This is a genomic window from Pseudomonas sp. P106(2024) (assembly GCF_057480815.1).
In genome coordinates, this window is sequence record NZ_JBLIYU010000035.1 from 1 (window position 1) to 3,164 (window position 3,164).

Consider the following 3,164-nt stretch of genomic DNA (forward strand, 5'->3'; position numbering starts at 1 on the left):
TGGAACCACCTGATCCCATCCCGAACTCAGCAGTGAAACGATGCATCGCCGATGGTAGTGTGGGGCTTCCCCATGTGAGAGTAGGTCATCGTCAAGATTAATTTCGCAAAACCCCTATCTGCGCGAGCAGGTAGGGGTTTTGTCTTTTCCGCGTTCCAACATCAACGCCATACCGGCGCTCCTACAGGGATCGCGTCGGCTGTGGGGCCGGCGGTAGCCCTTTTCCTATGCAAGCCCTCGGGGCGTGGCTATCATGCCAGCCTTATTCCAAGTCGAGACTGGCATGCTGAAGTTGTTGAATCTCCTCAAGGATGGCCGGTTCCATTCCGGAGAAGCCCTGGGGGCCGCCCTCGGGGTAAGCCGCAGCGCCGTCTGGAAGCAGCTGCAGCACCTTGAGAGCGAACTGAACCTGACCATTCACAAGGTCCGCGGTCGTGGCTATCAGTTGGCAGCGCCACTGAACCTGCTTGAATCTCAGGCGATCGCTGGGTTTTCGGAGGGCGAGCCGTGGCCGGCTTTCATTCATGACACCATCGACTCCACCAATGCCGAGGGCCTGAGGCTTGCCGCCCAAGGGCAGGCGGCGCCCTTCCTGGTGCTGGCCGAACGCCAGAGCGCTGGGCGCGGACGTCGTGGCCGCCAATGGGTGAGTCCGTTCGCTGAAAACCTCTATTACAGCCTGGTGCTGCGTATCGATGGCGGCATGCGCCAGCTCGAGGGATTGAGCCTGGTGGTTGGCCTGGCGGTCATGCGCACGCTGAAGACGTTTGGCCTGAAGGATGTCGGGCTGAAATGGCCCAATGATGTCCTGGCTAGCGGGCGCAAGATCACCGGCATCCTCCTGGAGCTGGTCGGCGATCCGGCAGACGTCTGCCATGTGGTGCTGGGTATCGGTATCAACGTGAACATGCAGGGCGGGGAGCGGATCGACCAACCCTGGACCTCCATGCGCGGCGAGACCGGACAGTTGGTGGATCGCAACCGCTTGGTGGCGGAGCTAAGTCAGCAACTGCAGCATGAGCTGGCCCGTCATCGCCGCTATGGTTTCGCCGCGTTCCAGGAAGAATGGGAGCAGGCGCACCTGTGGCAGGGGCGGAATGTTTCGCTGGTCGCCGGCACCACTCGCATCGATGGGGTGGCGTTGGGCGTGGATGGGCAGGGCGGCTTGCGTCTCGAGGTGGATGGTGTGGAAAAGAGCTTCAGCGGTGGCGAGCTCAGTCTGAGGTTGCGTGATGATTCTTGAGCTCGATTGCGGAAACAGTTTTATCAAGTGGCGCGTCATCCATGCGGCTGACGCCACCATCAATGGTGGCGGTATCGTCGACTCCGACCAGGCGCTGGTTGCGGCTGTCGCGGCGCTTTCATCCCTGCGCCTGATCGGCTGCCGGATGGTCAGCGTACGCAGTGAAGAAGAGACTTCGGCGCTGTGTGCGTTAATCCTGGCTTCGTTCGGGGTCGAAGTGAGTGTGGCCCAGCCGGTGAAGGAAATGGCCGGCGTTCGCAATGGCTACGAGGACTACCAGCGCCTGGGGATGGATCGCTGGCTCGGCGCGTTGGGCGCCTATCACCTGGCGGGTCGCGCCTGCCTGGTCATCGATTTCGGTACTGCGGCCAAGGCCGACTATGTCGCGGCCGACGGTGAGCACCTCGGTGGGTATATCTGTCCGGGCATGCCGCTGATGCGTAGCCAGTTGCGCACCCACACCCGGCGAATCCGCTATGACGATGCCTCGGCCGAGCGTGCCCTGGGCAGCCTGGCACCGGGGCGCTCCACCGTCGAAGCGGTCGAGCGTGGTTGCGTGTTGATGCTCCAGGGCTTTGCCCGTACCCAGATCGAGCAGGCGAGGGCGCTTTGGGATGAGGATTTCACGGTCTTCCTGACCGGGGGTGATGCGCCGTTGGTGCAAGACGCCGCACCTCAGGCGCGGATCGTGCCGGATCTGGTCTTTGTCGGCCTGGCCATGGCCTGCCCAATTGAGTCGAGGTGACTATGCGCTGGTTGTTTCTGCTGTTGGTAGTGCTCAATGTCGTTTATTACGTGTGGCACCAGCAGGAAGCTCCGCTTAAGGTCAAGGAAGTCGCCCCGTTGTCGTTGTACAAAGGCTCCCAGCAGGAAATACGCCTGTTGCGCGAGACCGGGGCCGCGGCACCTGCCAGGCGGCGTGACGAATGCTTGGTAGTGGGTGGTCTGGCGGTTCGCGAGCAGCTCGATGCCCTGCGTCAGCGCCTGGTCAGCCTGGATATCGTCGCCCTGCCGGTGGTTGGGCAGTTGCCGGGCGCCGAGGGCTTCTGGCTCAAGATAGCCCCTGAAAGCGAGCGTTTGCTGGACCCTGCGGTGCTCTCGACTCTTTCCAAGGATTTCAAAGACTTAAAACACAAAATTATTTTGTGCGAGGGTATTGCAACTGCTGAATAGCTTGATAGAATGGCGCCCGCTTCACAGGGAACACCACTGAGGTGGTAGAGCCCGAAGCGGTGTCAAAGCAGCTAAGTTTCAGATTTGATTGAAAAAATTTGAAAAAACGCTTGACACTGGGGCGGCAGACAAATAGAATGCCGGCCACATCTGGAGGGATTCCCGAGCGGTCAAAGGGGACGGACTGTAAATCCGTTGCGAGAGCTTCGAAGGTTCGAATCCTTCTCCCTCCACCAGTTTTAGCGAGAGCTGCAAGCTCCGCGGGTATAGTTTAGTGGTAGAACCTCAGCCTTCCAAGCTGATGATGCGGGTTCGATTCCCGCTACCCGCTCCAAGTTTGCTGTTGTTGCACAAAGTGTTTCGCTCTTGTAGCTCAGTTGGTAGAGCACACCCTTGGTAAGGGTGAGGTCAGCGGTTCAAATCCGCTCAAGAGCTCCATATAAACAAGGCAGATATGAAAATATCTGCCTTTGTTTTATAGGCTGTATGACAATTTCTTCTGCGGAGGACTGTATCGATGGCTAAGGAAAAGTTTGATCGTTCGCTACCTCACGTTAACGTCGGCACTATCGGCCACGTTGACCACGGTAAGACTACTCTGACTGCAGCGCTGACTCGCGTCTGCTCCGAAGTTTTCGGTTCGGCCGTCGTTGAGTTCGACAAGATCGACTCGGCTCCGGAAGAAAAAGCGCGCGGTATCACCATCAACACCGCTCACGTCGAGTACAACTCGAACATTCGTCACTAC

General features: G+C 59.1%; 4 protein-coding genes, 3 tRNA genes and 1 rRNA gene. All 8 read left to right on the forward strand.

Annotation, left to right across the window (positions count from 1 at the left end; translation table 11 throughout):
- Positions 1–97 (forward strand): 5S ribosomal RNA (gene rrf / locus AC25M7_RS25330); the annotation flags it as partial.
- 186 nt (positions 98–283) lie between these two features.
- On the forward strand, positions 284–1,243 hold the full coding sequence (gene birA / locus AC25M7_RS25335; protein ID WP_213883541.1) for a bifunctional biotin--[acetyl-CoA-carboxylase] ligase/biotin operon repressor BirA: 960 nt from the start codon (positions 284–286) through the stop codon (positions 1,241–1,243).
- Positions 1,233–1,988 carry a pantothenate kinase gene (locus AC25M7_RS25340; RefSeq protein WP_028692320.1) on the forward strand — a complete coding sequence of 252 codons (756 nt, stop codon included), beginning with the start codon at positions 1,233–1,235 and terminating at the stop codon, positions 1,986–1,988. Before birA ends, AC25M7_RS25340 begins: the two co-directional genes overlap by 11 nt.
- A gap of 2 nt (positions 1,989–1,990) precedes the next feature.
- The gene (locus AC25M7_RS25345; protein ID WP_028692319.1) at positions 1,991–2,416 is read left to right on the forward strand and encodes a hypothetical protein; all 426 of its coding nucleotides are present in this window, start codon (positions 1,991–1,993) and stop codon (positions 2,414–2,416) included.
- 152 nt (positions 2,417–2,568) lie between these two features.
- Positions 2,569–2,652: transfer RNA gene (locus AC25M7_RS25350), tRNA-Tyr, on the forward strand.
- A 24-nt stretch (positions 2,653–2,676) separates the two neighbouring features.
- Positions 2,677–2,750 (forward strand) — tRNA-Gly (locus tag AC25M7_RS25355).
- Positions 2,751–2,778: 28 nt separating this feature from the next.
- A tRNA-Thr gene (locus AC25M7_RS25360) sits at positions 2,779–2,854 on the forward strand.
- Between the two features lie 79 nt (positions 2,855–2,933).
- A partial coding sequence (locus AC25M7_RS25365; RefSeq protein ID WP_039772421.1) for a GTP-binding protein occupies positions 2,934–3,164 on the forward strand: 231 nt, incomplete at its 3' end.